The 2940-nt window shown below is 60.8% G+C and carries 4 protein-coding genes and 1 pseudogene; all 5 read left to right on the top strand.

Annotated elements, in window-relative coordinates:
* A partial coding sequence (locus tag ACJ8HT_RS24040; protein ID WP_350429875.1) for a hypothetical protein occupies positions 1-437 on the top strand: 437 nt, incomplete at its 5' end.
* The gene (locus ACJ8HT_RS24035; protein WP_060423175.1) at positions 424-1239 is read left to right on the top strand and encodes a phage BR0599 family protein; all 816 of its coding nucleotides are present in this window, start codon (positions 424-426) and stop codon (positions 1237-1239) included. The genes ACJ8HT_RS24040 and ACJ8HT_RS24035, both read left to right, overlap by 14 nt.
* A gap of 10 nt (positions 1240-1249) precedes the next feature.
* Positions 1250-1483 (top strand): hypothetical protein, encoded by a 234-nt coding sequence (locus ACJ8HT_RS24030; RefSeq protein WP_060423172.1) that lies wholly within the window; start codon positions 1250-1252, stop codon positions 1481-1483.
* A gap of 10 nt (positions 1484-1493) precedes the next feature.
* On the top strand, positions 1494-1697 hold the full coding sequence (locus tag ACJ8HT_RS24025) for a hypothetical protein (protein WP_060423168.1): 204 nt from the start codon (positions 1494-1496) through the stop codon (positions 1695-1697).
* 35 nt (positions 1698-1732) lie between these two features.
* Positions 1733-2940: pseudogene (locus ACJ8HT_RS24020) on the top strand (hypothetical protein); the annotation flags it as partial.

The raw sequence follows: 2940 nt of genomic DNA, 5'->3' as shown, positions 1-2940 counted from the left end.
TGTGGTCTGAAATCGGCCGTCAGGCCCAGGCAAGGCTACGCGGCCAGCTCTATTACCTGCGCGGTCGCCAGCGTGCGATTTGGGTCGCCAGCCAGGCGCAGGACTTCATCCCCGTGCGGACTGTCGGCAATGCGCTGGTTGTGGCGGTTGCCGGCTTTAGTGAGTTCGGTGTGGTGCCTGGACGGCGTGACCTGCGTCTGCAGTTGGTCGACGGCACCCGCGTTTACCGCCGTATCCTCACCGCCACGCGCCTGAGTGATTACGAGCTGCTGGCGCTGGACGGTGACGTTCCGCCGGCGAATTCCATCAGCCAGGTGTCATTGATGGCGCTTTGCCGCCAGAACACTGACGACATCACCTGGGAACACACGACCGATGCGGACGGGTTTGCCCAGGTATCAACCACATTCCGAGGGCTACGCGATGAGCTGGAGTGATTTTGAGTATTCCACCGCCAACGGCCAGCCGGTCACGCTCTATGAGTTCGTGCGGGGCGATACGCAGTTTTTCCGCTACACCAACGCCGATCAGGATATCACCGCCGCCGGTGCAGTCTGGCAGCAGCAGGCGATCAGTGATGGCGGTCTGAGCGTCGGTGCCGGCGACAGCATGGACATTACGCTGCCTACCACCAACCCGGTGGCCATGCTCTTTCGCGGTCTGCCACCGTCCCAGCCGGTGCGCGTTCGTATTCATCGCTGGCACGTCGGCGACAGCCAGGGCGAGTTCCGCACCGTCTGGATCGGCTCCATTACCGAGGTCAAGCGCGAGGCGATAGACCGCACTCGGCTGGTCACCGCCAGTCTGGCCAGCACATTCACCCGCAGCGGCCTGCGCCTGACCTGGGGGCGTGCCTGTCCGTATTCGCTGTATGACCACAATTGCAAGGTGTCGCCGGCAGCGTTCGGCGTCGGCGGCCTGGTTATCAGCGCGCTCGATGGGGTGAGTATCACCGTCAATCTGCCGGCCGGCTCGCCTGACGGTTGGTTTTCCGGTGGGTATCTGGAATGGCTGGCGGATGGCGTGACAGAACGGCGCGGGCTACGCGCGCAGAGTGGCAACGTGCTGGGGCTGTTCGGCGGCTCGGCCGGGCTAAGCGTTGGCCAGGTGGTGGCGGTTTTTCCAGGATGCGATCGCACCATCGCGACCTGTAACGACAAGTTTAACAACGTCCTGAACTACGGCGGCCAGCCTCATATGCCGGGCAAGTCGCCGTATCAGATCATCAAACTGTTTTGAGGAAACGCGTATGTGGTGGGCTGTTGCGAAATTCGTTGCGGTAATTGTGGCGTCCTATGTGCTGAATACGGCGTTGGCTCCGAGGCAAAAGAACAACACGCCGGAAGCGGCGACGGAGGATGACTGGAACCTGCCTCAGCCGACCGAAGGCACGCCGCAATGCATCTTCTTTGGTGATTGCTGGAGCGAGGACTGGTTTGTTCTTGCCTATGGCAATTACCGCTATGACGCCATCAAAAAGTAAGGGGAATGCCATGTTGATCACGATGGAAGATATCCGCGCCGGCGGCGGCTGTGCGCCTGGTTTGCGCGCCTTCTTTGCCCGCTATGGGCTAGACCTGAAAGCCTTCATTCGCGATGGCGGTATCGATGCCGAGCTGCTGGCCGGCACCGGGGATGCGCTGGCGATCAAGATTGTGCGCCTGGCACAGGCCAAATCTGAGCCGGAGGCTAACTAATGGGCGGCGGTGGCAAGGGGTCGAAGAAAGTCACGGTGGGCTACAGATACTCGTGGGATATCCAGGCCGGGATTGGCCGTGGCCCGGTTAATGAGATTGTGGCCATCAGCGCCGATAAGAAAACGGTGTTTGCCGGCACACCTGGTCAGATTACTGGCAACACGTCGCTGTATATCGATAAGCCGAACCTGTTCGGTGGGGAAGACACCGGCGGTGAAGGCGGCATTCAGGGAACCCTTGAGGTGATGATGGGTGGCCCCGACCAGGTGCCGTCTCCTTCATTATTGACGTTGCTGACGGGGTTAGTGCCAGGTTTCCGGGGGCTGGTCACCACCTTCTTTAGCGGGTTGGTCAGCTGCTACAGCGCTTCACCTAAGCCGTGGTCGTACCGCGTTCGCCGCAGTACGCAAGGCTGGGATGGGCCGGTGTGGTATCCGGAGAAGGCGCTTATTCTGCTGCAGAACACCGAGGGGCAGCTTGATGACGAGGCCGACCTGACCGCTGAACAGATTGCCAACCTGCGTGCGATCCACGCCATGAACCCGGCGCACATCCTGGTAGAGTGCGCGCTCAATCGTGACTGGGGACGCGGGCTGGTGCTGGGCGACCTGGACATTGACAGCTATCGCATCGCGGCTGACAGGCTCTATGACGAAGGATTTGGCCTGTGCTTTCGCTACAACCGCCAGGACGACCTCAATACGTTTGTGCAGCAAGTTTTGGATCACATCGGCGCAGCTCAATACGGTGACCTGAGCACCGGCAAACTGACGCTCAAGCTGCTACGCGATGACTACGACCCCAATACCTTACCGCTGTTTACCTACGACAACGGCATCGTGGGTGTACAGGACGACGACAGCACCAGCGCCGACGCGGCCCCGAATGAAATTGTGGTGACGTACCGCGACCCGGTGACCAACAGCGAAGGCGAAGTGCGCGCGCAGAACCTGGGGGCGATCCAGAACGTGGGGTTGATATCAGAGAGCGTCGAATACAAAGCGGTGCCGACCCACGCGCTGGGCGCGAGGTTGGCGCAACGTGACCTCGAAACCCGCGCGGCCGGGTTGACCCGACTAATTATCAATTTCGACCGGCGCGGCGGCGTGTTGACGCCGGCCGGCGTTTTTCGCATTAGCCTGCCAGAGCGCAACATCGGCAACATGGTGATGCGGGTTGGCAAGATTGAAGAACAGGACACCGGTGAGTTGAAGGTCACGGCCATTCAGGATGTGTTCGGGAT

The sequence above is a fragment of the Serratia sp. CY44782 genome (genome assembly GCF_052168715.1).
Lineage (GTDB): Bacteria > Pseudomonadota > Gammaproteobacteria > Enterobacterales > Enterobacteriaceae > Serratia > Serratia nevei.
This window is presented reverse-complemented; position numbering and strand designations above follow the sequence as displayed.

Excerpts from the sequence above, each read along its gene's own strand:
- ACJ8HT_RS24035 (WP_060423175.1), top strand. The coding sequence starts at position 424 with ATGAGCTGGAGTGATTTTGAGTATTCCACCGCCAACGGCCAGCCGGTC.
- ACJ8HT_RS24030 (WP_060423172.1), top strand. The coding sequence starts at position 1,250 with ATGTGGTGGGCTGTTGCGAAATTCGTTGCGGTAATTGTGGCGTCCTAT.
- ACJ8HT_RS24025 (WP_060423168.1), top strand. The coding sequence starts at position 1,494 with ATGTTGATCACGATGGAAGATATCCGCGCCGGCGGCGGCTGTGCGCCT.